This window comes from Paenibacillus turicensis (assembly GCF_050461185.1).
In the GTDB taxonomy this organism is placed as follows: Bacteria; Bacillota; Bacilli; order Paenibacillales; family Paenibacillaceae; genus Fontibacillus; species Fontibacillus turicensis_A.
In genome coordinates this window covers 1-24,603 of the sequence record NZ_JBCMOR010000018.1, presented here as the reverse complement: position 1 = coordinate 24,603, position 24,603 = coordinate 1, and the positions used below count along the sequence as shown (strand labels likewise).

The window sequence follows — 24,603 nt, the reverse complement described above, 5'->3', positions numbered from 1 at the left end:
TTTGCTTCAAAATGTTTTATGATTTAAAGAATATGAATTTCAGGAGAGACTAGTTATGAGCCTAAATCGAAGTGAAAAGTTTACTGTAACGAAAGACTGGCAAGATGATCAGTGCATTGTATATTTACAGGGGGAGCTTGATTTAGCAGCTGCTTCAGATTTTCGTAAGATGATGGAACCTATTATGAGTGATGATAAGCTCCACCTGCGCATGAACCTAAAGGATTTAAAATATATTGATAGCACTGGAATTGGCATTTTGTTATCTATTTTGAAGGTTAGACATAGCAATAATAGCACCTTTGTGGTTGAGGAAGTGCCACCGCAAATTCAAAAGCTATTTACGATGACAGGAATTGCAAAGTTTTTTGCAGTACAGGACAATAACCAAGTAGGAACCGAAAGGAAAGAGTAGAAATGTTAGAGGATGGTCAAAAAATAACAATTTGCTTGCCTGCAACTGCCGAATATGTTGATATTGTCAGATTAAATCTATATGGGATCGCGTCCAAAATGGGCTTTTCCTATGAGGAAATTGAAGATATGAAGGTAGCTATTTCAGAAGCGTGTAACAACTCAGTATTACATGCCTATCAGAGTCAAACTGGTGTGATGGAAATCCACTTTGAAATTCAAGGCGATGCATTGTCCATTACCGTAAAGGATGAAGGGCAAAGCTTTGAACATTGGGAGCCTATGGAAAACGATCAAGCTCTGCATAATAAAGATTTAAGTAATGTAGAGATTGGGGGGCTAGGTTTTTATCTCATGCAGGCATTGATGGATGATGTCTACGTGAATCGTGAAGTAGGGCAAGGCACTAGTGTTACAATGACTCGCAAAGTAATGAGAAGCGAGGAAACCGTATGAATCATAAACTGACTCCCCCCGAGTCTTTGAATGAAACCAATAAGCTGATATGGCTGTATCAGCAAACAAAGGATAATGAAATTGCGACTACGCTGATTCATAAGTATGAAGCAATGGTTAAAATTGCAGCTGGTAAAATTTCGCGCAATCGCCCTGATCTGTATGAGGATTTATATCAGGTGGGGCAAATGGCGCTTGTTCGTTTATTGCAGCAATATAATTTGGAATTAGGTATCCCGTTTGAGCCATATGCGATGAAAAGTATGATTGGTCATATGAAAAATTATTTGCGTGATAAGTCATGGTACATACAAGTGCCTCGAAGAATCAAAGAAAAAGGTGCATTGGTTCAGCAAGCTATTGATGAATTAACGGTTAGATTAGAGCGCTCACCTGATATTAGGGAGATCGCAAGCTATCTAGAGCTAAGTGAAGAGGAAACGGTTGAGGTGTTGGCAGGACGAGAATGTTATCACTACGTTTCGTTGGATTCCCCCTTGTCACAGGACGAAAGTGCTGCAACATTAGGTGAATTGATTAGCTCTGAAGTAACAGATTATGATACCTTGGAAAAAAAGATGGATTTACAGCAGGCGATGAAACAATTAAAGCAGCAGGAACAGGATGTGCTGCTGTTAGCTTTTCAGGAGGGGCAATCACAACGCGCGATCGCGCAACAGCTTGGTGTGTCGCAAATGAGCGTATCACGTATTCAAAAGCGTGCGACGGAGAAACTAAGACAAATATTGTCACATGCTGATTTTTCAGTGTGAGTATCGTATAAGTGAGTGAGATTTTACTTAATAACACAATGAAACCTGAGACATAACTATTCTGCCTCAGGTTTTATTTGTGTTTATGCAGTCTTTATGACTGTAACTTCTTCCATACTTCTAAATTGTTTTGTTATGGTCGTTTTTTTGCTTTTACCAAAAAAGTGATGTCTGTCCAGCAAATTAAGATTTCGTTTGTATGTAATCCAATAGGCTCTTAATGTAGTCACCAATCATTGGGACGTTAACGAATAGGCTTAACATCCAGCCAAGCAAACCAAGTACAACAAAGGTCCCTACAGTTAAACCTAATCCTCTAGATAAGCCAGCCATAAAATTAGATACAAATCTACGTTTTGGATTAGAATAATTGGTGATAATATCTTGAAACTCAGATTTCTCCATCATGTGGGAAATTTGGTCTAGCCTTTTATTGAGCTTCTTTACCTCATGTCGTAGTTCAAAAGGATGCTCTTTAGGATCATATTTAGGATCATAGGGCGGAGTTGCTGCCATAAAAATGCCTCCTTGCCGGTTAAATGAATAAAAATAGTGCTTGATGGTTGATCAAGCACTTATTTTGATTTTATCCTAAATTAGTTAATGGGGAAAGACTTGAATTCAATTCACAATGTAAGTTCAACTATTATGAAATAGATTCAGAGGTTAAGATTTTATTTTTTTCGCGGCTTGTTCTGCTGTCTCCGCTACATCTTCTGCGATTTCACTAGATGCTTCTGCAACCTCTCCTGCAATTTTAGCAGAGGTATCTTTTACATTGTCAGCGACATCAGCAGAAACCTGCTTCACACCTGAAATAATATGCCCAGCTCCAGAACCTACGACTTGAGCAACATCACATGTTTTATTAGAAACTGTTTTGGCAATATCAGATACCTTGCTTCCTACAGTATATGCGACCTCTTTAGATTTATCTCCAGCAACCTTCATCTTATCGGATAAATCCTCACGCATTTCACGTCCTGATTTTGGTGCCCATAGTAATGCTGCAACTGCCCCAACTAGAGAACCTATAAATAAGCCCTTAGCAAATGATGTGCAATTTTCTGTTTGTTGTTCTTTACTCATAGCGACCGCTCCTTTAATAAAATAAAATTTAGATTAAGAGGCTCAATCTTGAAATTAGTTCTTTGACAAGTACTATTTTTTAAATAGAGCCGATTAAGAATGATAAAACATTCAAGACGAAAAATAAGCTTAGTTTTATTTAAACTTATACGTGATCCATGAAACATTCAACAGTAATAAATAACATAGATCACTTTCTAGATATTCTAGATTTAGCTATTGTAGATAATAGCGTTTCGGGCTTTCCTGTAATATACTGTACTGATGTAGCAGCTAAGAAGGGAGTTATACACAATATGGATACTGTATTAGTGAAAGAATTTAGAGCAAATCAATTAGAGTGTATCCACCGCGGATCTATTAGCATCGTGAATAATGAAGGAAAAGTTATTCAATATGCAGGTGATCCTCACTATATAGCATTTACACGTTCATCGGCTAAGCCGATTCAAGCCATTCCTGGTGTACGTGCAGGAATTATAGAGCATTATGGTCTAAGTGAAGCCGACATTGCTGTGATGGTTGCCTCACATCGTGGGGAAGAGGATCATATGGGTACGTTAAATGAAATGTTACAAAAAATAGGGGTAGATGAACAAAAACTTGTTTGTGCACCTAGCCTGCCTTTAAATCAGGAGGCAACGATTAATATTCTTCGTCATGGTGGTGACCGTAGACGATTGTATCATAATTGCTCTGGTAAGCATTTAGGGGCGTTAGCCTATAGCCAGATGAAAGGCTACTCTCTCGAGGATTACGCTGATTCTAAGCATCCTGTACAGCAGGAAATTGTACAAACCTTAGCCCAGCTAGCCAATCTTTCTCAGGATGACATTACGATTGGGGTGGATGGTTGTGGTTTTCCAGTCTTTGCTTTACCTCTTAGCGCATTAGCTACAGCATACATGAAGTTGGCTAATCCTCAGCTAATTCAGGATCAGGCAACAGCTACTGCGGTAGCGACCATAACTAAAGCGATGAACAAGCATCCGCGTTTAGTGGCTGGAACGGGGATGGTGGACTCCATCCTGCTAGAGGATGATAACATCGTTGCTAAAGGCGGGTTTAAAGGGGTATATGCCTTTGCCCTAAAAAAAGAACAGCTAGGCATTACGTTTAAAATCGCGGATGGTTCAGAAGAGGAATGGGGGTTAGTAGTCACTTCTATTTTAGAGCAACTCCAATATGAGCGCCCGCAGACGATTCAGAAGCTAAAGCAAGCATTTCCAAATTCGATTTACAATGATGCAGGGAATGAGGTTGGTATGTCAATTTGTGAGTTCAAGCTAGAGAGGCATTAAGCTTACATTTTATGATAAGATTAAGAATTTAAATAAGGATGGTCCGCCTGACCATCCTCAGTACAACACTTGGATGGATACCTCCAAGATAAAATCTCAAAAATAACCCGTTCCGTGGCGCTAACCTAGGCGGGTTATTTTCGTTTATTTGCGCAAACTTCCAAGCTCCTTGGCTAATGCTTCAACCTCTGAAATACTCAATCGTTCCTTACTCATAACGATCTCGTACACTTCCACAATATCATCGTAACGATCCAATGAAAAAGCGGAAGCGGTCATAGCAGCGCCTGTTGCCATTCTTAGCTTATTTTTAATTTCCTCTATCATAAATTCGATATTTTCTGCTGTTTTTTGTGTTAAGTCCTTCACACATCTCTTCCTTTCTTAATAACGATTCCAATTTTAAAATCATATTAGCAGTATTGTTGTCATCACACAAGTTATTCTGAGTATAATAAATATGTAAATGTATACGTGTACGTTTACATTTACATCTTACAAGTATTAAAGTTTTATGTTACTATAATTATATAAATAAGGACGGTCAGCCACCGTCCTCAGTACAAACAACTTGAGTGAGGTTATCCTCCAAGAAAGTTTTATTCCATGAAGAAGTGGCTCACAGGTTTGCTGACCTTGTAGTGGGTCACTTCTTTTTTCTATCCATGTATGTTATAAGTGCAACAATAAAACTTGCAAAAATAATTACATTTGAAAAAGAAAAGTTCATACGGTACACCTCCTTTCCGGAGGATACCGCACCCACTCAAGGTGTGTTGTACAAATTAAATTATAGCATAGTCTGCATTTATGTAGGCTTTTTTGTGCATTTAATTAAGATATTGATAACTTGAATTTAGAATGTCCAATCACTCTTATTTTATAAAAAATAAAGTATAATTAAGAATGGTACTAGCTAGTTTAATATAAAGGATTGAGGGGAAAATAAGCGTGGTTGCATTAGGGAATTTGTCACGTCAGCATGGCAAAGGAATAGAGCGTAAAAGAGCAAGTGAGTTAGTTTCTTTTTTTGAGCAAATTGGACAATTACATCTCATCGAAAGTATCGTTTTTTTGTGTGTTGGAACAGATTGCTCTACTGGAGATGCTTTAGGCCCTTTAGTAGGCTCGCGCCTTGAGCAGATAGGGTTCGATGTTGTGGGTACGCTTAATGAGCCTTGTGATGGGCATAATTATGAGAAGAAGATAAAATCAATTCCATTGGATAAAATCATTATTACCATAGATGCATGTTTGGGTCGGCCTGAATCTGTAGGGAGTTATTTAACCTCAGTAGGACCACTACAACCGGCGCAAGCTACAGGGGGATCTTTAACACCATATGGTCACTATAGTGTGGCGGCTGTCGTGAATGCGAATGGTCCAAGGCCTTATACAATTTTACAGATGACCCCACTGAGCAAAGTTTTACAAATGACAGAGCAAATTGTGGAAGCAGTGAACAAGTGTTTCAAAAGTGATAAAAGTGCTTAATATCTAGCAAGGTGTATCCAAGGTGCCTTCTACATGTTTTACAGGGTGCCATAAAAATCATTTGTATAACTGATCATAGAAAGAAGGAATTGACGATGGACAATATACAAGTAAACGGAATTACGATGGCTTATCAGGACCAAGGTGAAGGTGAAGTTATTGTCTTATTGCATGGTTTTTGTGGCAGTTCTTATTACTGGGAAAAGGTCCAGCCCATATTAGCACAGCATTACCGTGTGATTTGTCCTGATCTAAGAGGGCATGGTTCTACAGGCGCACCTGTTGGAGCGTATACGATAGAGCAGATGGCGGATGATGTGGCGGGTTTGATGGAGCAACTTGGCATTACAAAATATATTGTGTTGGGCCACTCTATGGGTGGATACGTTACACTTTCTTTAGTCCAACGTTATGGACATGTATTATCAGGTTTTGGTTTAATTCATTCAACAGGTCACAGCGATAGCCCTGAGGCAATGGAGAAAAGACTGGCTTCGGTTGCCTCCATTAATGCAAATGGCATGACAGCGTTTGTTGACGGTTTTGTATCGGGTCTGTTCGCCCCAACCCAATTAGAGCAACATAATGAAGTTCTCGTTCGTGTGAAAGAAATTGCTTACAAAACACCACCGCAAGGAGCAATAGGCTCATTAATGGCAATGCGTGAGCGCACAGCTCGTTGTGATGTCATGTCAGCATCTGTGTTGCCATTATTGCTTGTAGCGGGTGGTGAAGATCCTATTTTAACCGTTGAGCGTGTGTTTACAACAGATCGTGAAGGGGTTACGCAGGTAATTATTGATGGAACAGGCCATATGAGTATGTTCGAGGCGCCTGAGCAGCTAGCGAAAATAATTAAGCAATTTGCCGATTCTATAGACAATGTTTGATGAATCTAAAGTATAAATTACCTATAAGTATTATCAGTAAAGGTTACCCTTTAAATGGTGCGTTAGTAATTAACGCACTATTTTTTGCGTTTTTGCTGATGAAGAAGTACAATTTGTTTGCAAAGGGGAGGATTGCTATATGCTTCGAAGAGACTATTTAGTTCGGATGATTGAGGAAATGACAGAAATATTAGGCAAAGTTTTTGGTTTGAAGCAAGAGCGGAAGTTTACTGAGGCATTATGGCAATTGGATGATTTATATAAAAGGCAGTTTAGATTAAGTAACGATTTGCTACGTTCCTTATCTGCTAAGGATATCGTAGAAATTTTTCATACAGGGGGAAAACTCGAAGTGGACAAGCTTCAGAACCTCGCTTATTTAATGAAGGAGGAAGGGAACCTTCTTATTGCTGCTGGACAGCAGGACGAGGGGACATTTACACTCATGAAGTCACTTCATTTATATTTAACCGCTGCACAAGGTGGGGCGGATCGTACATTATGGAAGTTAGCTGATCAAATTGATGAATTAATTGTAGATTTGAACAAATATCGGCTACCAAAGGAAACGGAGCAACTTCGGCTACAATACGAGGAAGCAGAAGGAAGATATGGACGGGCAGAGGATATTATATATATTATGCTTCAAGAGCAGTGGATCACGAGGGAAGAAGCGCTTGCTTTTTACGAGCGTTTATTACAAATGGATCATTCGACACTATCACAGGGTGGATTACCTATAGAAGAAGTGCATGAGGCACTTCAGGAATTACGTAATATAAATTAGTTCACATCAATTAGATTAATAATTAGATTAAGTTGTAAGAAAGTGAGTTGTCATTCAAAATGGAGTCATTAAGAGCATTAATGGAGCAAATCATACAAGATGAAGTCCTGATTACAGGCACGTTAAGTCAACTTCGTAAATCAGAAGGGCTGACTTATACCAAAGTTTTGATTAAGCCTGTTGAAATAAAAAAAACATTACATTACCAGTTTGCTTATCACTCAAGTAATAAAGTTCACCATGAAAATGTAAGTGTGGCTGAAGCGGTAGATGTATTGATGGAATTATTTACGAATACATTCCGTCAAGCATTGCTATGCACCGAGGAGGCAGATTATCAGGTACTCATTAGCAAAAAGTACAAAGTATCCATTCTTACAAAGTCACCAACCAAAAAAAGAGTTGGGTATGCACATAATCGTCAAAAGCAATACATTCTGGAGGAAGGCAAGCCAGTTCCTTTTTTAGTAGAGCTAGGAATAATGAATGGAGAAGGCAAGGTTTTAGCTAAAAAATACGATAAGTTTAAGCAAATTAATCGATTCCTCGAAATGATTCAGGACGTGCTTCCTCACTTACCGTCTGATCGTCCGATCACGATTTTAGATTTTGGTTGTGGGAAGTCTTATTTGACCTTTGCGCTTTATCATTATTTAAAGGTGGAGCAGCGTCGTAATTTGAGAATCGTTGGTCTTGATTTAAAAGCCGATGTCATTGAGCATTGTAACCAGCTTGCCAATCGCTTGAACTACGATACATTGCGCTTTTTAGTTGGAGATATCGCTAATTATAATGAGCTTGAGCAAGTGGATATGGTCGTAACTCTCCATGCGTGTGATACCGCTACAGATGCCGCCTTAGAGAAGGCAATACGCTGGGATGCTTCCGTTATTTTGTCTGTGCCATGCTGTCAGCATGAGCTTTTTTCACAAGTGAGTAATGACATTTTAGCCCCGATGCTTGAGCAAGGTATTTTGAAGGAACGTTTTTCTGCTTTGGCAACAGACAGCATACGTGCTCAATTGCTTGATATTATGGGATATCGTACCCAACTGTTAGAGTTTATTGACATGGAGCATACCCCTAAAAACATTATGATTCGTGCCATTAAAACAAAACGCCAAGCAAGTGAGCAACAGCAGTTGTGGCAACGATATTCAGCGTTTCGTGAGTTTCTTCATGTATCTCCTTATTTGGAAAAGGCATGTATTGATTTATTGCCCAAAAATGAATAGGTTTGGATTAGACGAGCACTGCCAACACTAGCTTATATGCTAGTAGGGGTAGTGTTTTTTTTATTATAAATAAGAAGGGAGTGCGTGCTGGATATGGCTCCAAATTGGAAAAATATTTTATATGTATTAGTTCCTATGACAGTGATTGTAGCCTATATGGAGCAGGGCTGGTTTTATATTGATCGACCTACACCCCTTTTTATGATGTGCATTTGGATTCTCTTTGCCATATTTTTGTGTTTACGAAAAAACTTAGAGGGTATTGAATTAGAATCTTCGTCAAATGTAAACCCTGTTAAGTCCACGCTTTGGGTCATGCCATCAGTCGTAACATGTATAGGCTGTTTGCAATTATTTTTTTCCCCTATTCATATGAAAGCACAGATTGAATTTATTGTGCAGTTTGCCTTTTACACTGCCTTTTGCTTTGTCATGGTTAAACTCTTACATCATTCTAGTGGTCTGAAAGTTCTTTATTTGAGTTGGTTTAGCTTAGGAGCAGTCGCACTTATAAGTGCAATAGGTGTTGTTTATGGCTTATGGAGTATTCCTCATGCTCTTTGGCAAAATGCAAATGATCCAAGAATGGCAACTAGATTAGGTGGGGTGCTACAATACCCAAACACATTTGGTGCATTAATGGTAGCGATAACTTTAGAGAAACTAATGTTGTTAAGTATTAATAATGTTAAGGATCAACATAGATTTCACAATAAATATGGCAAAAAGCTAATGGGTCTTTCATTTCTAAGCAGACCTACTCAGCTTGTATTATGCTTATGGGGATGTGTTTGCTTGCTTCTGACAGGGTCAAGAGGGGCTTTTTCCGTTCTACTCTTAGGCTGGGGCGTTGGTTTTTTACTGTTAAAAGGCGAAGCTTTATTACGTTACGTTTTATATACCTTTAGCTTAGGAATAGGAGCATTACTTGTTGCAAAACCGTTGATTCAAGTTAATGTATTGCCAGTCACACAAGCTGGTATTGCTCACCTACTGATCATTACCTTGTCCGTATTACTGTGGTGTTATGGGGGAGAAGTGGGGATTGGAAAATTTATTTACTATCGATCTAAAGTTTGGAAAATTCAGAAAATTCAGCGATTCGCGAAATTTAGCAAGGGTTTTGCTTTATTAATGGGTGTAATCGCCACCCCTATAGTCGTGTTGAATCTTTATCCTTCCTTAATGAACATGGATACAGGCTTCGCAAGATTTTTGATGTATAAGGATGCCTTGCAGTTATGGAAGGGGAGTCCATGGTTTGGATATGGGGGCGGAGCTTGGCGAAGCATGGTTTATTATGTGCAAAGTTCGGCTTATGTGGGTAAAGAGGTGCATAGTGGTTATGTGGACTTGTTACTCAATATTGGGGTGATAGGTCTATTTGTTGTCCTGCTCGGACTTAGCCTTCTGATTTATAGCATGTGGAAGAGACGTTCTTACCTTCTGCCAGCGTGCTCTGCTATAATACTGCATTCTATCATTGATTTTGATCTACGTTATACCATAGTGTGGTTAGCACTATTCCTTCTTATCGGCTTACATTTGGCAGAACGTTCAACTATGAAGCAAGAGAACATTGAGAATATTGATCTATATGTTAAAAAGGGATATAACAAAAGGTTGCTACCTAGTTTCCGAGGATTATCTGCCGGAATCCTTGCTCCTTTGAGTGGGAGCCTACTTTGCATTGTATTGTTAGTTAGCCTCGGACTTGCGTTCCCACTTTTGAAAAGCACTTCTTTAACCACACAATCCATACAATACATACAATCCGCACTTCGTGTAGCTCCTTATCGTAGTGAGCTTACAATTTCCCTAGCAAAAAAGTTGCCTCTATCACAAGCAGAGCAGTTGTTATCACAAAGTATTTATTACGATCGCCAAAATGGAGAGCTATGGCTACTGCTTGGTCAAGCCCAAGCCGCTAGACAACAACCAAAGGCAACCCAAGCGCTGATCCAATCTGCACGCTTAAATCCATATAGCGCTCATGCACAAGTAGAAGCTTTGGCTCAAATCGCCCTATTATCAGCATCCTTAGAGCATAGTGGAAAACAGCAGGCAGCCGCAGAGGTAGCAAAGGAAGGATATCGTTTATACTTGGATTATCGTCGATTAGTTCAGCATTCAATACAGCAGCCTGCATTTAAAAATGATCGTAAATTTGGAATGGTACAGGAGGCTCAGATGTGGGGGCGTCAATTAGCTACTTACTTCGTCTCCGCTAGCTCTACACTTAGCCACCAAAGGCTTGACGAAAGGAGAGCACGAGCTTACTTTCCTCCACGTTCCATAGCTGGGCTAGCTCGCCTGCAACAGCTTCCTCCCACCAATCCGCTAACACTTTACGGTTACTCTGATTTTCTGCGATCCAGATTAAATTTTGAATGACCTTTTTATAATACAAATCCTCTCCTTGCTGGATAAGCTCCTCAGGAATATACGTGTTCAGTCGCTTTATGGTACGATACAATTCTTTGTTACAGCCTCTACGAATTTTTCGTGCCGAGGGGAGTGAACCCTTTTCGTGCTTATTGTTATGTTTTATGGTCAATATACCCACCTCCTCTTTATGTAGAATATGCAGGTGGATATGACTCGGTAACCTTTGTCTCTAGCAAAACTAGATGCATGTCCCTGCCTATGGTAGAATAAACTGGTACAAAAAGATTTATAGGGAGAGGGCTAAACGGTGGAATGGATTTCAAATATTATAGCTGTGTTGTTTGAATGGATTCAGCATTTGGGTTACTTTGGCATTATGATCGGATTAATGATCGAGGTCATTCCGAGTGAAATTGTTCTTGCATACGGCGGTTATCTTGTATCTTCAGGTCAAATTAACTTTGTTGGTGCAGTCTTTTTTGGTGTGGTCGGGGGTGTGTTAGCGCAACTCTTTATTTACTGGATCGGACGATACGGGGGTCGACCTGTACTTGAGAAGTATGGAAAATACATTTTGATCTCGAAAAAGCATATCGATCATTCTGAGGAATGGTTTAATAAATACGGTCCAGGCGTTATCTTCACAGCTAGATTTATTCCAGTTGTAAGACACGCAATTTCAATACCCGCAGGGATTGCTAAAATGCCCTTGTGGAAATTTACTTGGTTGACAACGCTTGCCGTCATTCCATGGTCCATACTGTTTGTCTGGTTAGGAGTAAGCTTGGGTGATAAATGGAAGGATATAAAACATATTGCACAACCTTATATTGTTCCAATTTTATTATGCGCTTTAGCTTTATTAGTCGTATATTTCCTCATTAAATGGTTTGGCTCAAAACGGAAAGGAGAGTAATAAAATGGCAGCTTCGGTAGCAAATAAGTTAGGTAAAGGGATTTCCCCTAAAGCATTTATAGAAGGAATGACCAAAAATAAAGATGCTTTTATCGAGAATTACAACGGCTTTTCGTGGGCAAATGAAGATGATAAGCAATTTTTTGAAAGCTTAAATTACCGTGATGATCTCAAGGTTTTAATCCTTACTGCGGATTGGTGTGGCGATGCGCTTCGCAGTATTCCCGTTGTTTTTCAGGCGCTTGAGGTTGCTAACCTTGACACTGAGGTCTTTATTGTAGAACAACATCAGGACCTAATGGATGACTTCTTAACGTTAGGTGGTCGTTCCGTTCCTGTAGTTATTATCGCAGATTCAGGTGGCCATGTTCTTGGTCGCTGGGGCCCTCGTCCTGCTCATGTACAAGAGCTTATGATTCAATTTAAACAAGACAATCCCGATCGTGAAGCAGCGGATTATAATGATAAAATGATGGAATTACGCAAACAAATGGTAGCAAAATATGACGAAAAGGGTGGAGTTCATTCATCTGTAGTTACTGAGCTACGTGAATTACTCTCGGGATTTTAAGCTCATGTTAAAAGTTGAAACATTTTGTTTAGGGCCTTTACAGACTAATGCGTATTTACTTCAAGGTGAAAAGGAAAATACAGCGATTATTATCGATCCAGGCAGTAATCCAAATGCTTTAATTAGAAGAATTGAAAATATGGATATCGAAGCGATTGTACTTACACATGCACACTTTGATCATATTGCAGGTGTAGATCAAATTCGTAAATTAAAGAAGTGCCCTGTTTATTTACACCCTCTGGAAAGCGAATGGCTCACCACCCCGAAGCTTAATGGTTCATTGATGTGGCCTGATGTGACAGAACCAATTGCTACAGAAGCGGCGGAATATGATTTGCAGGAAGGGCAGACGGTTACGTTTGTTGGTGAGAAATTCAAGATTTATCACACCCCTGGGCATTCTCCTGGCAGCGTAAGCTTATTATGTGGCAATCATTTGTTTGGTGGCGATGTATTGTTCCGCCTAGGCGTTGGTCGTACAGACCTCCCGGGGGGACGTGAAGCAGACCTTTATAACTCCATTCGTGGCAAGCTATTTAAGCTGTCGGACGAAGTCGTTGTATATCCAGGACATGGTCCAAAAACGACAATTGGTTACGAAAAGGCAAATAATCCGTATATTCGTTAAGCTTTTTGTCGAAATAAGCTAGACAAGTGAAGCGCGCTCTGTTAGGATTATAATTAATTTAATTTAATATTTAATTTGAATCAATTTCATGTTTTTCTAACTACGCGAAGCACGCAAGCTGTGGAATTAGTCCCGGTTTGCGTTCTTTTTTTTGCCTTTTTTAGGGTAGACACACCCTAGGCTCATATTAAGGAGGAGGAATGAAAATGAAAAAGCAAATCAAGTATTTGTGCGATTCTGGTTCAAAATTACAAACGTCTAATTGCAATGAAGTAAGGGAAGGGATGTATGAGCGTGCAAAGCAATCGTTAGAGGGGATTATAGTAAGAGAAGTGGAAGGACAGGACAGACAAGATAGACAAGAAAAGCGACAAGGGAAAGACGACAGAGCCATGACTTGGGGACATGTAAAAAGGAACCATTGTGGAATATGTCAGCCTTGGTACAGAAGGTTAGAGCAGTATCGCGATTAAGTAATATGTTTGGATACATAAAACAGCTTCGTTTTAACAAATTAATAAAAATTTCAAACCTCTGTTTCAAGCTATGTTCAATCTGGTTATTGATATGACGTCCGGAATAAATTTGAAAATTATTCCAAGTTGACGAAGGGATGGATGTCTTATTTTTTGGATTATCATAGTTGTTGCTGGGGTGATTGGATATTGTGTATTTTATAATATTCGATTAAAGCAATATAACGACAGTGGGCTACGTGCCGAAGAAGATTTAGAACTAAAAAATGAATTAAGAGCGCTTTTATTGGAAAAAGGTGTAGACTTATCTAGCAAAATATTTGTTAATGGCCATTTTACGAAGGAAAACGTGATGTTAATTCGCACAACAACATTTTACTCCTATGTATTAGTCTTTCATCCTCATAGCGGACCAATTACAGTATATAGTTATTTGCCTGATGATTCTGAACTTCAATTTGTTGGTGATTTTACGTTAGAACAAATTAAGGCTAAACCTTATGCTTCAGTTGGAACTAATTATTTATTCCACGATGATGCAGGTAAGCACATTTTTACAGTTCAAACCTTGGCAGAGGATTTACCTGGGAGCTCTGAATATCAGTTAAGCTATGGTCAACGTGAAGAATATGAAGCATTACGTAAACGTGTAGGTTTAACGTAAATATAGAAAGATTAGAGAGGGAGATTGTGATGACACCAGAATTAATTACCTATTTAATTGGACTTATTACGTGTGGTTATCTTATTTTTAACATCGTTTTTTATTATCGTAATAAAAAGAGAGGGCTTGGCTTTCAGTTTAGACCCTTGTATTTGATTGCTGCTGGTATTGTGTTTTTAATTTCACTATACGCGACAGCGACTGGGCAGACCTACTATGATCTAGTAGATCAAATTAATGCTAGTTTTTAATTACAATCTATTCAAAACGCCTTGACCAACCATTCCCCATTTAGTAGGATTATAAAATAACTTATTTTATTCAACTATATTAAATATCAGGGAGGTAGACGATGCTACCATTAGGAGAAAGAGTTGTTATCGTCGATGATGCTTTTGAGCAAAATCTTCCTGTTGGGGAATATGGGTATTTAATTGCTTATGATCGTAATCCTGATAATGCTTTTGATTATGTTATTCGGGCTCCGAAAACAGGACGCAACTATGTTGTTCCATCAAGTGATGTCGAATCAGAAGAGCTTTTGATAGAACAAGAAATAGAGCGCCACACTCAAGCGGCATTAATAGATTACGCTCTAGCGACTCATAATGAACAGTTATTCCATTTCATCATGAATGGGGAGAAGGAAGAAACTGATCATGCTGATGAACCAACACAGGAAGTAATGTCACAGGCTGAATTTATTAAGCAGGTTAATTTACGCGCTTGGATTTAAGCCCTCTGCGTAAGTAAGATATAAAAGTGGTGCTTACCTTAACGGTTGTGTTATCCCAAGTGAGGGATAATTCAGCCGTTTTTTGAAATATAAGGCAGTATTAAAAAACATAAACTCATTTTTACTTCGGACAAATTCATGTTAGAATGAACGGTAATTAAAGGTGAGAAAACAGATGGAGCAAGGAGGAAAATGAAGATGAGTATTCAAGTCAAAGATGTCGAGTATGTAGCTAAGCTTGCTCGCTTAAATTTAAGTGAGGAAGAGCGTGAGACTTTTACGGGACAACTTAATGCAATTTTGCAATATGCGGATAAATTAAATGAGCTAAATACTGACGATGTAGAACCAACAACACATGTATTGCACCTATCTAATGTGATGCGTGAGGATGTTGTGAAGGAAAGCTTACCTCAAGAAAAAGTATTCCGTAATGCACCTGAGGAAGAAGACGGACAATTTAAAGTGCCAGCAGTACTTGAATAGTAATAACAAATTAAAAAGGAGGGCATATGTGTGACCTTGTCAGAACTATCATTACAGGACTTACATAATCAGTTTAAAAGCAAGCAGTTATCTGTAACTGAACTGATGGAGCATTATTTTAGAGCGATTGCTAAGTATGATGATCGTGTGGGGGCTTACCTCACCCTAAATGAAGAGGGAGCAAAAGCTCAGGCTGCTAAACTAGATGCAAAACTTGCTTCTGGTGCAGACCAAGGCTTGTTATTTGGCTTGCCTGTAGGTATTAAGGATAACATGGTAACCGAGGGCTTGCGTACAACGTGTGCGAGTCAATTTTTGTCCAATTATGACCCGATTTATGATGCTACTGCTGTAGCTAGATTAAAACAAGCGGACACTGTAACTTTAGGTAAGCTAAATATGGACGAGTTCGCCATGGGTGGCTCTAATGAAAATTCAAGCTTCCATCCTGTACGTAATCCTTGGGATTTGACTCGAGTACCTGGGGGTTCAAGTGGTGGTTCGGCAGCTGCAGTTGCTGCGGGTGAAGCTTATTTCACTTTAGGTTCCGATACAGGTGGATCGATCCGTCAACCTGCTTCTTATTGTGGTGTAGTGGGGCTTAAGCCTACTTATGGGCTTGTGTCTCGTTATGGTTTGGTTGCATTTGCTTCCTCTCTAGATCAAATCGGACCGATTACAAGAAATGTAGAAGATGCAGCTTATGTGCTTCAAGCGATTGCAGGATATGATGAAAAGGATTCAACCTCAGCAAAAGTAAATATTCCTGATTATAGAAGTGCATTAACTGGTGATGTTAAAGGTCTGAAAATCGCTGTGCCTAAGGAGTACCTTGATGGCGTAGATCCTTCAGTGAAGCAAGCTGTGCTTGATGCGTTGTCTGTACTTGAAGGTTTAGGTGCCGTATGGGAAGAGGTTTCCTTACCACATACCGAATATGCAGTTGCTGCATATTATTTGCTTGCTTCCTCTGAAGCATCCTCTAACCTATCACGTTTTGATGGTGTACGTTATGGAGTGCGTGTAGATAACAATGGTAGCTTGCTTGATTTGTATCATGATTCCCGTAGTAAAGGTTTTGGTCCTGAAGTAAAACGCCGTATTATGTTAGGCACATATGCGTTAAGCTCAGGTTATTATGATGCTTATTATTTGAAAGCTCAAAAGGTTCGTACCTTAATTAAACGTGATTTTGATCAGACATTTGAGAAATATGATGTCATTATTGGACCTACAGCACCAACTACAGCTTTTGCTCTTGGCTCACAGGTGGATGACCCATTAACGATGTATTTAAATGATATTTTAACGATACCAGTCAGTTTGGCAGGTGTACCTGCACTTAGCATTCCTTGTGGGTTGGCAGAAGGCTTACCGATTGGCTTGCAAATTATTGGTAAATCATTTGATGAAAGTACTGTACTTAAAGTTGCACATGCTTTTGAAGCGCATACCGACCATCATAAGCATCGTCCATCACTTTAAAATCTAAGTAGGGATTTATTAAGGAAAGCAGGAGGAACACTATGTCAACATCCAAATATGAAACAGTAATCGGCTTGGAAGTGCATGTGGAGCTGCATACAAATACAAAGATTTTTTGCGGTTGCTCTACTGAGTTTGGCGCTCCACCAAATAGTCATACATGTCCAGTTTGTTTAGGACATCCAGGCGTGTTGCCAGTGCTAAATAAGCAAGCGGTAGATTATGCAATGAAAGCGGCAATGGCTTTGAACTGTGAAATTGGTGACGTGAGTAAATTTGATCGGAAAAACTACTTTTACCCTGACTCACCAAAGGCGTATCAGATTTCTCAATTTGACCAACCCATTGGTTTAAACGGTTATATAGATATTGAGGTAGATGGGAAAACGAAACGTATCGGAATAACTCGTCTACACTTAGAAGAGGATGCAGGTAAGTTAACTCATATTGATGGTGGGTTTGCTTCTCTTGTAGACTTCAATCGCGTAGGTACGCCGCTTATCGAAATTGTATCCGAGCCAGAGATTTCTTCCCCAGAAGAAGCAAAAGCTTATTTAGAAAAAATGCGGGCAATTATGCAATATTGTGATGTATCTGATGTGAAGATGGAAGAAGGCTCCATGCGTTGTGATGCTAACATCAGTTTACGTCCTGCTGGGCAAAAGGAATTCGGAATTCGCGCTGAGCTTAAAAATATGAACTCCTTCCGCGGTGTATTACGTGGATTAGAATATGAACAATATCGTCAAGCTGAAATTTTAGATGATGGTGGACAAGTTGTACAAGAAACACGTAGATGGGATGAAGCTCAAGGTAAAACTTTTTCTATGCGTGGCAAAGAAGAAGCGCACGATTATCGTTACTTCCCAGATCCAGATTTAGTAACCTTACACATTGACCAAGCTTGGAAGGATCGCATTCGTGCTTCGATTCCAGAGCTACCGGATGCGCGTAAGGCACGTTATACGGAGGAGTTTGGGTTACCTAGCTATGACGCCTCCGTTATTACCTCATCAAAGGAAATTGCTGATCTATTTGAAAATAGCTTAAAGTATACTGAAGATGCTAAATCCGTGGCTAACTGGATTATGGGTGATTTGTTAGGTCACCTTAATAGTACTGGACAACAATTAGCTGAAGTGAAGCTGACAGGTCAGGGCTTAGGCGAAATGATTGGCTTAATTGAAAAGGGCACAATTAGTTCGAAAATTGCTAAAACTGTATTTAAAGAAATGCTAACAAGTGGGAAATTACCTGCTCAAGTTGTTGAAGAGCAAGGTCTTGTGCAGATTAGTGATGAAGGTGCAATTTTGGCAATCGTAAATGAGGTTATTGCAGATAACCCAGCTTCGGTAGAGGACTATAAAGCAGGAAAAGAAAAAGCGATTGGCTTCCTAGTTGGACAAGTCATGAAACGGAGTAAAGGTAAAGCAAATCCTGGACTTGCCAATAAGCTACTAGTTGAAGCATTAAAGAGCTAAATATGATTGTTCCATTATCGTTACAAAATGCTGATGCCGTAGAGCAATTGTGGCATCTGCAGCATATCGCATACCGTCTAGAGGCGGTAGCACTTGGGTTACAGGAGTATCCTCCGCTGGCGGATACCTTTGATTCAATTCGAAACAGCACGCAAAGCTACTATGGGTGGATGGATGATAAAGAAGAGCTAAGGGGGGCAATTGCCGTTTCTTTAGTTCCTCATCATTCGCTTAACATATCCGCTTCTAATCCAAGAGATAATAGGGGAAACCAACCACCTCGTACGATTAAAATTTATCGCCTTATGGTGCATAACGACTATTTGCGTCAAGGCATTGGGCGCTCGTTAGTTCAATATATTATTGATGCTTATCCTAATATGGATATTGAGGTGATAGCAGGCGCGCAAAATAAACCTGCAGTTTCGTTATATCAATCCTTTGGATTTAAGCAAAGAGAATCGTATGTGGTGGAGTCTGGTGTTCGGTTGATCCGTTACCTATTAGAAAGAATTTAATTCAACACTAGACAGCTAACCTTAACTAACCAAGATATTACAACCCAGTCCCTTTTAGGTACTGGGTTTGCTGTCTATACATTACAGGTTACAACACCTATTCGTTTAGGTTATTATAATAAATATTAAATGGAGGGATGAGGATGCCAGATTTTATGCCTGCTACTAAGGAAGATCAAGCCTTGAAACCAGCAACAACAAAAGATAATCCTAAAGGCTATCAACCACGTAGGCGCAAGCGTAAGCTTATTGCTTGCTTATTATCTGCTCTTTTCCCTGGTTTGGGTCATATGTATTTACGTATGTTTTTGAGAGGCGCTGCCATTATTTATTTTCTTATTTTAGATATATCGGCTTTAATATACTTCTCATCGGTTCGGGTTGGCATTAATGTTCCCTTATTAATACTGTTAGGATTAGTTGTACCTATAGCTTATTTTTATAGCTTGTACGATGTGATGCAATCCACAGATCTTATTAATAGCTCGATCGGGCAGCAGCGTACTTACACATCCAGAGCAGGTAGAGTGCTGTTTGGAAATAGCCTTCGCAAAGCAATGACAGCAGGACTTATGCTTATTTTGGGCGGGGCGATTGTATTTGTCTTTCGCGAAAAGCCTTATTGGTTACAAACTTATATTGCAAATCAAGGCGGGATGACCGTTGCAATTATATTGATCCTTGTTGCATTATTGCTCATTTTCACAGAAGTTACGCGTAAGTTTTTACGTACAGGGCGCCTTACTGCTGCGTTATTATTTTTGGCTGTAGGTATCTTATTAATCATAGAGAGCTTAACGACATACGATAGCATGTTGCTGATGCTCACATGGTGGCCAGTGATTATAGCTAGCTTGGGTATAGAGCATATTATCGTAACGATATGGAATCGAAAGTATAAACAAAAAGGAAAGCGCAAAATTCGTGTTGATATAAAAGGAATCGTATTGGCGCTTGTCACCGCTGCGTCTGTGTTTGTTGTCACACAGCAGGATCATTACATGCACCTTTGGAATCGAGTTAGCTTAGATCTAGCAGCCGCAGCAACAGAATACAGTAATGAAGAAGGATTTAAGTATGATCTAGAGGCTACTACAATTCCTGTTGACTTAGAGAATGATAAAATTATTGTTGATGCAATAAATGGAAATATCGAAGTTAAAAAGGCTCAAATTGAAGGTGTCATAGTAAAAGCAACGGTTTGGGTAGATGGAATAGATGCTGAAAAAGCAAAAGGTATTGCAGAAGCTACCAAGCTTGATATAACAGAAGGCACATCTTTACGCTTAGTAGTTAAAGATCAGACTTATGGAGAGTCGGGAAGACGGCATCCAAAAGTGAATATCAGTATTACTGTCCCTGAAAATAAATTCCTAGATCTAGATATTAGTACTTCTAATGGGGCGATTGCTTTAACTGGAGCACAAGCACTAAAAGAAGTGAAGCTACAAACAGGAAATGGGAACCTAAAATTATGGGATGTTATTGGAGATGTTACTGCGAAGACATTAAATGGAACGGTAGAGCTTTATCGTATTTTTGGAGATGTCAAAGTAGATACTCAAGGTGGGAGTATGAAGGGAAGTAGAATTTCTGGGAATGCAGTTTTATCTACTTTTGTTGGTAATATTTCTTTGGTAGGTGCTGAAGGTGACGTGGATGTCACTACTCGTAATGGGAATATTACTTTAGATGGTGCACTTAGTAAGCTACACGCGGAATCACTTAATGGTTCACTTACCCTTTCTACGAAGGAAATAGGTGGAGACTGGAACGTATATAGTGCTGTTGGAGAGCTTCATTTACGTATTCCTGAGCAAGGAAGCTACACGCTAGAGGCTTCAAGCAGTTATGGGAATATTATTTCCGATTTACCTTTTACTATTGAAAATAAAGTCCTTAAAGGCACAAGTGGCGACGGAGAATATAGTCTTAAAATAGAAGGAAATAGCGATGTATACGTGAATAAAAACTAAGCACGTCATGCTCGCATTGACAAAGGAAATGTCGTAACCGTACAATTAAACTAAATAGTTTAACAGTTAAACTAAAAAAGGCGGTGGACATGATGAGTACGCGAGTACAACATGCACTGGAACAACTAAAAAATAACGGTGTCCGTATTACGCCACAACGCCATGCTATTTTGTGCTATTTGCTGGAATCTATGGGGCATCCTACGGCGGACGAAATTTATCGTTCCCTAGAACCAAGATTTCCGAATATGAGTGTTGCGACTGTCTATAACAATTTAAAAATGTTTATTGAGGCTGGCTTGGTGCGCGAATTGACATATGGAGATAACTCTAGTCGATTTGATGCTGATGTCAGCAACCATTATCATATTGTTTGTGAAAAATGCGGTAAAATTAAAGATTTCCATTACCCTTCACTTGAAGAGGTGGAGAAGAAGGCTGCAGAGGCTACTGGTTTTACTGTACATGGACATCGTTTAGAGTTACATGGTGTTTGTGCGGAATGCACTGAGAGCAACGTTGAATAAACTAATGCTCAAACTGAGTATGCCCTTTACTTACCAAATGTATTGATGAAACATTTATATCAACTATTTCGTATTGATAATTAAAATAACGTGAGGATTCCTGTAGGATTCTTCACGTTATTTTTGAATAGTGGTTTTAATTTGATTCTTGCAATTTTTGAGTTTACTAGGATTGAATAAAATTAATAGATTTATATGTTGGAGGTAGTAGATTGAAAACTAGACGTAGTAACACTAATATAAGCAGAAAAAAAGGCGGGAAGTTTAAAAGGTTTGTATTACTTCTCATTCTTTGCGCAGGAGCATACTGGGCTTTTACACAATACGTACCAAATTGGAAGCATATAGATCCAGATTGGAAAGGGAAATATGATAAACCTATTTTTGTTCAAGATGAATTAATGAAAGGTACTGCAATTGGGGAGAAGGATAACCTAAAACTACCACTACCTGTTCTACAAGAAGCTGTAGATAACAATATTAAATATGAGCAAAAAAGTGGTTCAGTTATAATAACAACGCAACGTAAGCTCGTGTTGCTTAAACCAGAGGACAAGTTAGCTACAGTAAATAATAAACCGATGCAGCTTCGCTTTGCGCCTGAAGTGGTTAAGGATGTAGTATATTTGCCTGCAGATTTGATTACAGAACTGTATGGAACTGAAATTAAGCAGGATGCTTCAGGTGCTGTATTGTTGTATCAGCCTGGTGAAGTTGTTCAAACCGGAAAAATTGAGGGTGGTGGGAAAGACACGGTTCCCATGCGTAAAGGGGCTAGCATTCATGAGCCTATTTTGTATGATATCCCTTCGGGAAATCAGCTGCGTGTATTAAAGGATGAGGGCGATTGGGTATATGCTCAGTTAGACAATGGATATGCAGGTTATGTACAGAACAATAAAATTAATCTTGGAGATAAAAAAACTGTCCCTATGCTAGAGCAACAGCTATCCGCTGGGAAGGAAAAGTGGAAATCCCGAAAAGTGAATTTAACATGGGAGGCTGTTTACCAAGCACCACCTAAAACTTCTTCTATTGGAGCATTGCCTGGCGTTAATGTAGTTAGTCCAACGTGGTTTTCTTTAGTGGATGGCGATGGAAACGTAAAAAGTAAAGCAGATCGTAATTACGTGACATGGGCGCATGGTCGAAACATGCAAGTGTGGGGGTTATTTAATAATAGTTTTGATCCCGATTTGACTACAGAGGCGCTAAGTACATTTGAGAAGCGTATCACAACAATTTTGCAAATGCTACATTATGCTAAGTTATACAATCTTGATGGGATTAATATCGATTATGAAAATGTACACACCAAAGACAAAGAAAATCTCAATCAATTTATGAGAGAACTGTGGCCTTTAGCGCAGGAGCAAGGTCTGGTTGTTAGTATTGACGTTACCCCTAAATCCAACAGTGAAATGTGGTCAGCATTTTTAGATCGACGTGCGCTAAGTAAAGTTGTCGATTATGTAATTGTGATGGCTTATGATGAGCACTGGGCTGCAAGCCCCAAAGCGGGTTCTGTTGCTTCATTGCCTTGGACAGAAGCTGCAATTAATAAAATTATAAAAGACGACGAAATTCCAGCTGATAAATTAATTATGGGTGTTCCGCTCTATACTAGAGTGTGGACAGAGACACAAAAAGAGGGAGAAACGAAAGTAAGCTCCAAAGCGATTGGAATGAGCAAAGCGCAAGAAATTGTAAAAACAAATAAGCTTAAGCCAAAATTTTTAGAAGATGTCGGACAAAATTATGTAGAATACCAAGAAGATGGAGCTACGAAAAAGATTTGGTTAGAGGATAAAAAGTCACTTGAGGCTCGGGTAAAACTAATAAAATCATTGAATTTAGCTGGTGTAGCAACTTGGACACGCAGTTTTGGCTCCAATGAAGCTTGGGAAGTGCTAAAAACAATATCTGAGTAATTTAACTAAAATAACTTCATTTCAATATTGAGGGATGAAAGACCTCTCTTTTTGGAATGAAGTTATTTTTTATGTTTCTCTAATATATTTTTTGTTAAAACAGAGCAGGAAAGTTAGCTACTACGTAGAACTATACTATACTGCATTGGACATTGCATTTCGATATTTTGTAATTTATGTCATAAAGAGGAAGGTGTATTGTGGAGCCAGCATTTTTTTCTTTTGTCCGTGAAGATGAAGCGGATAGTCAAGTGATTGGTGCCATCGCGTATCGCCCTCAAGAAAAATTCAAACATAGTCCTTTACTACAAGATGGGCAGTTGCTTGTTATTGTTGTATGTCGCGCACCATTCGAGGAAAGGGTGTCGGTGGAACATTACTATAATCACAGTACACAATATCAAATTTTATATGTTACACTTACCCAAATAAAGCAGTGGATTATTACTGGCCAACAGCAAGAGCTAATGTACTATTTTTTAAAGGGAGAAATTATTTGGGATATTGAAGGTGAGTTATCATTGTTTTATACACAGGTGGCAACCCTAGAGGAAGAATGGCAGGAGAGTCGAAAGCTTAAAGAGTTTTCGAGACTAGCTCATTTTTATGTACAAGCGAAGTTAGGGGAAGAACACCGAGTATTGATGGACACTTATTACAATCTGATTCATGCTTTAAAGCATTTTGCAGCAATTGAGCTAATTGAGATGAGTGGGGAACTACCAAGTGTTCATGTATGGGATCAGCTTAGTGGTATGAACTCAACAGCCTGTAAATTGTTTGAGGAGCTTCTTTATAGCACTGAAACGCTAGAACAACGGATTCAGTTGGCTTTACTTGCGATTGAATTTTCAGTAACCTCAAAAATGACAGAATGCAGTCGACCATTACTAAAGGTTTTAAGTCAAAAAAGAGCTGGCTGGACAATGGAGCAATTAACGCATTTAGAAGAACTCCAATATATAAAAGAAGATCTTCCAGTGTTAATCAATTTATTAATTCAGCGATGCATCATCGTTCAAGAACCTTTAAATTCAAAAGGTTTTGTTACCTCAGAGTATACAATGAAATATAAGGTTAAATAATTTGGTAAGGTGCTGGGCGCGAGCAATCATATCTAATATAATTTATTTCTAAAATAATTATAAAAATGCTTGACTGTTCTTAGTTAAACGTGATAAATTATAACTCGTCCCTTTTAAAAAGATCAGATTTAATTTTAAATAAGAAAAAATAAAATTAAAAAAGTTGTTGACTTAAAAGAGATGCATGTGTTATATTATAAGAGTCGCCGCTGAGAGATGCGACGATAAAAAAAGAGTGAATTGATCTTTGAAAACTAAACAACGAGTGAGCGAATTTCACGAAAGTGGAATTC

27 protein-coding genes and 1 pseudogene are annotated in these 24,603 nt (G+C 39.0%); 24 read left to right on the top strand and 4 right to left on the bottom strand.

The genetic code is table 11. The features are described from left to right. The first annotated feature begins 55 nt into the window (after positions 1-55). From ABE099_RS19200 to ABE099_RS19190, 3 genes are read left to right on the top strand one after another with little or no spacing between them, the layout of a single operon-like run. Positions 56-415: an STAS domain-containing protein gene (locus ABE099_RS19200; RefSeq protein ID WP_430032979.1), complete on the top strand. Its 360-nt coding sequence runs from the start codon at positions 56-58 to the stop codon at positions 413-415. 2 nt (positions 416-417) lie between these two features. Further along, positions 418-870 (top strand): anti-sigma B factor RsbW, encoded by a 453-nt coding sequence (rsbW, locus tag ABE099_RS19195; RefSeq protein ID WP_210089989.1) that lies wholly within the window; start codon positions 418-420, stop codon positions 868-870. Continuing rightward, positions 867-1,643, top strand: coding sequence for a sigma-70 family RNA polymerase sigma factor (locus ABE099_RS19190; protein WP_430032977.1), 777 nt, complete (start codon positions 867-869; stop codon positions 1,641-1,643). The genes rsbW and ABE099_RS19190 overlap by 4 nt, the downstream gene beginning before the upstream one ends. A gap of 183 nt (positions 1,644-1,826) precedes the next feature. On the opposite strand, the gene ABE099_RS19185 is transcribed toward ABE099_RS19190, so the two are convergent. Both ABE099_RS19185 and ABE099_RS19180 read right to left on the bottom strand, forming a co-directional pair. After that, positions 1,827-2,159: a DUF5665 domain-containing protein gene (locus ABE099_RS19185; protein WP_430032975.1), complete on the bottom strand. Its 333-nt coding sequence runs from the start codon at positions 2,157-2,159 to the stop codon at positions 1,827-1,829. A 150-nt stretch (positions 2,160-2,309) separates the two neighbouring features. Beyond that, positions 2,310-2,732 carry a YtxH domain-containing protein gene (locus tag ABE099_RS19180; protein ID WP_210089986.1) on the bottom strand — a complete coding sequence of 141 codons (423 nt, stop codon included), beginning with the start codon at positions 2,730-2,732 and terminating at the stop codon, positions 2,310-2,312. Between the two features lie 296 nt (positions 2,733-3,028). Here ABE099_RS19180 and ABE099_RS19175 point away from each other — a divergent pair, with 296 nt between their 5' ends. Next, the gene (locus tag ABE099_RS19175; protein ID WP_430032973.1) at positions 3,029-4,033 is read left to right on the top strand and encodes an asparaginase; all 1,005 of its coding nucleotides are present in this window, start codon (positions 3,029-3,031) and stop codon (positions 4,031-4,033) included. A 144-nt stretch (positions 4,034-4,177) separates the two neighbouring features. Here the strand turns inward: ABE099_RS19175 and ABE099_RS19170 are convergent, their stop codons facing one another. Further along, a complete protein-coding gene (locus tag ABE099_RS19170) occupies positions 4,178-4,402 on the bottom strand; it encodes a DUF1128 domain-containing protein (protein ID WP_430032969.1) in 225 nt (74 codons plus the stop codon). Between the two features lie 582 nt (positions 4,403-4,984). Here ABE099_RS19170 and yyaC point away from each other — a divergent pair. From yyaC to ABE099_RS19145, 5 genes and pseudogenes are all read left to right on the top strand, one after another. Then, the gene (gene yyaC, locus ABE099_RS19165; protein ID WP_430032967.1) at positions 4,985-5,527 is read left to right on the top strand and encodes a spore protease YyaC; all 543 of its coding nucleotides are present in this window, start codon (positions 4,985-4,987) and stop codon (positions 5,525-5,527) included. A gap of 95 nt (positions 5,528-5,622) precedes the next feature. Then, entirely contained in the window at positions 5,623-6,417 is a 795-nt protein-coding gene (locus ABE099_RS19160; RefSeq protein ID WP_430032965.1) for an alpha/beta fold hydrolase, read from the top strand. Between the two features lie 139 nt (positions 6,418-6,556). Continuing rightward, positions 6,557-7,204 (top strand): DUF6483 family protein, encoded by a 648-nt coding sequence (locus tag ABE099_RS19155; RefSeq protein ID WP_430032963.1) that lies wholly within the window; start codon positions 6,557-6,559, stop codon positions 7,202-7,204. A 59-nt stretch (positions 7,205-7,263) separates the two neighbouring features. Continuing rightward, on the top strand, positions 7,264-8,439 hold the full coding sequence (locus ABE099_RS19150) for a class I SAM-dependent methyltransferase (protein ID WP_430032961.1): 1,176 nt from the start codon (positions 7,264-7,266) through the stop codon (positions 8,437-8,439). 93 nt (positions 8,440-8,532) lie between these two features. Further along, positions 8,533-9,819 (top strand): annotated as a pseudogene (locus ABE099_RS19145) (hypothetical protein); the annotation flags it as partial. Between the two features lie 859 nt (positions 9,820-10,678). Here ABE099_RS19145 and ABE099_RS19140 read toward each other — a convergent pair. Next, positions 10,679-10,990, bottom strand: coding sequence for a dehydrogenase (locus ABE099_RS19140; RefSeq protein ID WP_430033140.1), 312 nt, complete (start codon positions 10,988-10,990; stop codon positions 10,679-10,681). A gap of 144 nt (positions 10,991-11,134) precedes the next feature. On the opposite strand from ABE099_RS19140, the gene ABE099_RS19135 reads away from it, so the two are divergent. The 15 genes from ABE099_RS19135 (at position 11,135) to ABE099_RS19065 (ending at position 24,310) form a co-directional block, all read left to right on the top strand. Beyond that, entirely contained in the window at positions 11,135-11,743 is a 609-nt protein-coding gene (locus tag ABE099_RS19135; RefSeq protein WP_430032959.1) for a DedA family protein, read from the top strand. A gap of 4 nt (positions 11,744-11,747) precedes the next feature. Continuing rightward, a complete protein-coding gene (locus ABE099_RS19130; protein ID WP_430032957.1) occupies positions 11,748-12,314 on the top strand; it encodes a thioredoxin family protein in 567 nt (188 codons plus the stop codon). Between the two features lie 4 nt (positions 12,315-12,318). Beyond that, positions 12,319-12,945: an MBL fold metallo-hydrolase gene (locus ABE099_RS19125; protein WP_430032955.1), complete on the top strand. Its 627-nt coding sequence runs from the start codon at positions 12,319-12,321 to the stop codon at positions 12,943-12,945. Positions 12,946-13,151: 206 nt separating this feature from the next. Then, positions 13,152-13,418, top strand: a complete 267-nt coding sequence (locus ABE099_RS19120) for a hypothetical protein (RefSeq protein ID WP_430032953.1) — start codon at positions 13,152-13,154, stop codon at positions 13,416-13,418. Between the two features lie 181 nt (positions 13,419-13,599). Then, positions 13,600-14,085, top strand: coding sequence for a hypothetical protein (locus ABE099_RS19115; protein ID WP_430032951.1), 486 nt, complete (start codon positions 13,600-13,602; stop codon positions 14,083-14,085). A 29-nt stretch (positions 14,086-14,114) separates the two neighbouring features. Then, a complete protein-coding gene (locus ABE099_RS19110; RefSeq protein ID WP_430032949.1) occupies positions 14,115-14,336 on the top strand; it encodes a hypothetical protein in 222 nt (73 codons plus the stop codon). Positions 14,337-14,437: 101 nt separating this feature from the next. Further along, on the top strand, positions 14,438-14,821 hold the full coding sequence (locus ABE099_RS19105) for an ATPase (protein ID WP_430032948.1): 384 nt from the start codon (positions 14,438-14,440) through the stop codon (positions 14,819-14,821). A 198-nt stretch (positions 14,822-15,019) separates the two neighbouring features. Beyond that, the gene (gene gatC, locus ABE099_RS19100; RefSeq protein ID WP_210089974.1) at positions 15,020-15,307 is read left to right on the top strand and encodes an Asp-tRNA(Asn)/Glu-tRNA(Gln) amidotransferase subunit GatC; all 288 of its coding nucleotides are present in this window, start codon (positions 15,020-15,022) and stop codon (positions 15,305-15,307) included. Between the two features lie 30 nt (positions 15,308-15,337). After that, positions 15,338-16,792 (top strand): Asp-tRNA(Asn)/Glu-tRNA(Gln) amidotransferase subunit GatA, encoded by a 1,455-nt coding sequence (gatA, locus tag ABE099_RS19095; RefSeq protein WP_430032946.1) that lies wholly within the window; start codon positions 15,338-15,340, stop codon positions 16,790-16,792. Between the two features lie 41 nt (positions 16,793-16,833). Next, entirely contained in the window at positions 16,834-18,273 is a 1,440-nt protein-coding gene (gatB, locus tag ABE099_RS19090; protein ID WP_430032943.1) for an Asp-tRNA(Asn)/Glu-tRNA(Gln) amidotransferase subunit GatB, read from the top strand. 2 nt (positions 18,274-18,275) lie between these two features. Further along, on the top strand, positions 18,276-18,791 hold the full coding sequence (locus tag ABE099_RS19085; RefSeq protein WP_430032941.1) for a GNAT family N-acetyltransferase: 516 nt from the start codon (positions 18,276-18,278) through the stop codon (positions 18,789-18,791). A gap of 143 nt (positions 18,792-18,934) precedes the next feature. After that, a complete protein-coding gene (locus tag ABE099_RS19080) occupies positions 18,935-20,767 on the top strand; it encodes a DUF4097 family beta strand repeat-containing protein (protein ID WP_430032939.1) in 1,833 nt (610 codons plus the stop codon). A gap of 92 nt (positions 20,768-20,859) precedes the next feature. After that, positions 20,860-21,294: a peroxide-responsive transcriptional repressor PerR gene (perR, locus tag ABE099_RS19075; RefSeq protein WP_280921150.1), complete on the top strand. Its 435-nt coding sequence runs from the start codon at positions 20,860-20,862 to the stop codon at positions 21,292-21,294. A gap of 212 nt (positions 21,295-21,506) precedes the next feature. Next, entirely contained in the window at positions 21,507-23,225 is a 1,719-nt protein-coding gene (locus tag ABE099_RS19070) for a glycosyl hydrolase family 18 protein (RefSeq protein ID WP_430032936.1), read from the top strand. A 200-nt stretch (positions 23,226-23,425) separates the two neighbouring features. Beyond that, positions 23,426-24,310 carry a nucleotidyltransferase-like protein gene (locus ABE099_RS19065; RefSeq protein WP_430032934.1) on the top strand — a complete coding sequence of 295 codons (885 nt, stop codon included), beginning with the start codon at positions 23,426-23,428 and terminating at the stop codon, positions 24,308-24,310. Positions 24,311-24,603: the final 293 nt, after the last annotated feature.

What these genes read in the sequence shown, in the direction of transcription:
- ABE099_RS19150 (WP_430032961.1), top strand. Translation starts at nt 7,264, where the DNA reads ATGGAGTCATTAAGAGCATTAATGGAGCAAATCATACAAGATGAAGTC.
- ABE099_RS19085 (WP_430032941.1), top strand. Translation starts at nt 18,276, where the DNA reads ATGATTGTTCCATTATCGTTACAAAATGCTGATGCCGTAGAGCAATTG.
- ABE099_RS19110 (WP_430032949.1), top strand. Translation starts at nt 14,115, where the DNA reads ATGACACCAGAATTAATTACCTATTTAATTGGACTTATTACGTGTGGT.
- ABE099_RS19180 (WP_210089986.1), bottom strand. Translation starts at nt 2,732, where the DNA reads ATGAGTAAAGAACAACAAACAGAAAATTGCACATCATTTGCTAAGGGC.
- ABE099_RS19175 (WP_430032973.1), top strand. Translation starts at nt 3,029, where the DNA reads ATGGATACTGTATTAGTGAAAGAATTTAGAGCAAATCAATTAGAGTGT.
- gatB (WP_430032943.1), top strand. Translation starts at nt 16,834, where the DNA reads ATGTCAACATCCAAATATGAAACAGTAATCGGCTTGGAAGTGCATGTG.
- rsbW (WP_210089989.1), top strand. Translation starts at nt 418, where the DNA reads ATGTTAGAGGATGGTCAAAAAATAACAATTTGCTTGCCTGCAACTGCC.
- ABE099_RS19130 (WP_430032957.1), top strand. Translation starts at nt 11,748, where the DNA reads ATGGCAGCTTCGGTAGCAAATAAGTTAGGTAAAGGGATTTCCCCTAAA.
- ABE099_RS19105 (WP_430032948.1), top strand. Translation starts at nt 14,438, where the DNA reads ATGCTACCATTAGGAGAAAGAGTTGTTATCGTCGATGATGCTTTTGAG.
- ABE099_RS19190 (WP_430032977.1), top strand. Translation starts at nt 867, where the DNA reads ATGAATCATAAACTGACTCCCCCCGAGTCTTTGAATGAAACCAATAAG.
- ABE099_RS19200 (WP_430032979.1), top strand. Translation starts at nt 56, where the DNA reads ATGAGCCTAAATCGAAGTGAAAAGTTTACTGTAACGAAAGACTGGCAA.
- perR (WP_280921150.1), top strand. Translation starts at nt 20,860, where the DNA reads ATGAGTACGCGAGTACAACATGCACTGGAACAACTAAAAAATAACGGT.
- ABE099_RS19125 (WP_430032955.1), top strand. Translation starts at nt 12,319, where the DNA reads ATGTTAAAAGTTGAAACATTTTGTTTAGGGCCTTTACAGACTAATGCG.
- ABE099_RS19160 (WP_430032965.1), top strand. Translation starts at nt 5,623, where the DNA reads ATGGACAATATACAAGTAAACGGAATTACGATGGCTTATCAGGACCAA.
- ABE099_RS19185 (WP_430032975.1), bottom strand. Translation starts at nt 2,159, where the DNA reads ATGGCAGCAACTCCGCCCTATGATCCTAAATATGATCCTAAAGAGCAT.
- ABE099_RS19120 (WP_430032953.1), top strand. Translation starts at nt 13,152, where the DNA reads ATGAAAAAGCAAATCAAGTATTTGTGCGATTCTGGTTCAAAATTACAA.
- gatC (WP_210089974.1), top strand. Translation starts at nt 15,020, where the DNA reads ATGAGTATTCAAGTCAAAGATGTCGAGTATGTAGCTAAGCTTGCTCGC.
- ABE099_RS19080 (WP_430032939.1), top strand. Translation starts at nt 18,935, where the DNA reads ATGCCAGATTTTATGCCTGCTACTAAGGAAGATCAAGCCTTGAAACCA.
- ABE099_RS19155 (WP_430032963.1), top strand. Translation starts at nt 6,557, where the DNA reads ATGCTTCGAAGAGACTATTTAGTTCGGATGATTGAGGAAATGACAGAA.